Below are 1,668 nucleotides of genomic sequence, written 5' to 3'. Positions count from 1 at the left end.
CGCATCGACGGCCTGCAGGCCACGATCGCCGCGGCGGTGGAGGAGCAGTCGGCCACCACCGCCGAGATGGTCCGCAACGTCACCGACGTCTCCACCGGCAGCCAGGAGATCGCGCGCAGCACCTCCGGCGTCGCGGCCGCCGCCGAGCGGACCACCAGCGGCGCGGCCCACACGTCGAGCACCGCCGCCGAGGTGTCCCGGGTGGCCGCCCACCTGCGCCAGCTCGTCGGCGGCTTCCGGCTCTGAGCCGGCCGGCAGGCGGTTCCGGCCCACCCGCCCGTCGCCTACCCTGAGCGGGCCGCCGTGCAGACCACCGGGGCGGCGCGACGGCACGGGCGACGCCCGCGTCCGGGACCCGCCGGGCCGACGGCCGGGCAGTCAGGAGCACGGGCGGCGTGAGCGACGCAGCACCACGCAGCAGCGGCGGCGACACCGACCGGCCCACCGGGGGGCGCGCCGGGGAACGGGCGCCGGCACCGGAGGTGGTGCCCCTCGACGACGAGCGACGCCGGCAGGCCGTCCGGCGGCTGGCCACCACGGGCTCCAACCCCGCGCTGGACCGGCTGGCCGAGCTGGCCGCCCGCCTGCTGGGCGCACCGGCGGCGCAGGTGTCGCTGCTCGGCGACGTGCAGACCATCAGCGCCGCCGCCGGGCTGGAGGAGTCGGTGCGGGGGGGCAGCACCCCGCTGGCCGACTCCCTGTGCACGGTGACCGCCGCCGGGGGCGTACCCCTCGTCGTGCCCGACGCCCGCCTCGACGAGCGGGTCGCCGCCCTGCCACCGGTCCGCTCGGGCGCGGTGCGCTCCTACCTCGGGGTGCCCATGACGGGGCAGGACGGCCACGTCGTGGGGGCGCTGTGCGTCCACGGCCCCCTCGTGCGCAGCTGGAGCGAGGCGGACGTCGCGCTGCTCACCGGCCTGGCCGCCGCCGCCGTCACGGAGCTGGAGCTGTCGGCGCTGTCGGTGGACTACGAGGCCAGCCGGCTGCGCTGGCAGCTGGCCGTCACCGCCGGCGGGGTCGGCACCTTCGACTGGGACCTCGCCACCGGCCGCCTGGAGTGGGACGAGCGGCTCGTGGAGCTCTTCGGCTACGAGCCGGGGACCTTCGGGCAGACCATCGAGGCGTTCAACGACCGGCTGCACCCCGACGACCTGCCGCGGGTCACCGAGGCCCTCCGGGCGGCGATCGACCGCTGCGGGGAGTACGAGGCGGAGTACCGCGTCCTGCTGCCCGGCGGCTCCACCCGGTGGGTGCAGGCGCGGGGCAAGGCGCTGTGCGGCCAGGACGGCGCCGCGGAGCGGGTGCTGGGCGCCGCCTACGACACCACCGCCTCCCGCGACGGCGACGCCCGGCTCGCGCGGGTGCTGGAGACGATGTCGACGGCGTTCTACTCCCTCGACCGGCGCTGGCGCTTCAGCTACGTCAACGCCGAGGCCGAGCGGCTGCTGGGCCGGCCGAGGCAGGAGCTGCTGGGCCAGGTGGTGTGGGAGCTCTTCCCGGACGCCGTCGGCGCCGCCTTCGACGTCGAGTACCACCGCGCGGTGCGGACCGGTGAGCCGGTGGCCTTCGAGGCGTACTACCCGCCCCCGCTGGACGGCTGGTACGAGGTGCGGGCCTGGCCCGGCCCCGACGGGCTGTCGGTGTACTTCCTCGACATCACCGCCCGCC

1 protein-coding gene and 1 pseudogene are annotated in these 1,668 nt (G+C 77.2%); both read left to right on the top strand.

Features of this window, described 5'->3' with window-relative positions:
• A pseudogene (locus ABEB16_RS19150) lies at positions 1-246 on the top strand (methyl-accepting chemotaxis protein); the annotation flags it as partial.
• A 149-nt stretch (positions 247-395) separates the two neighbouring features.
• On the top strand, positions 396-1,668 hold a 1,273-nt coding region (locus tag ABEB16_RS19145), incomplete at its 3' end, for a PAS domain-containing protein (RefSeq protein ID WP_345713802.1).

Origin of the sequence: Kineococcus glutinatus, assembly GCF_039542765.1 — a bacterium.
Lineage (GTDB): Bacteria > Actinomycetota > Actinomycetes > Actinomycetales > Kineococcaceae > Kineococcus_A > Kineococcus_A glutinatus.
This window is presented reverse-complemented; position numbering and strand designations above follow the sequence as displayed.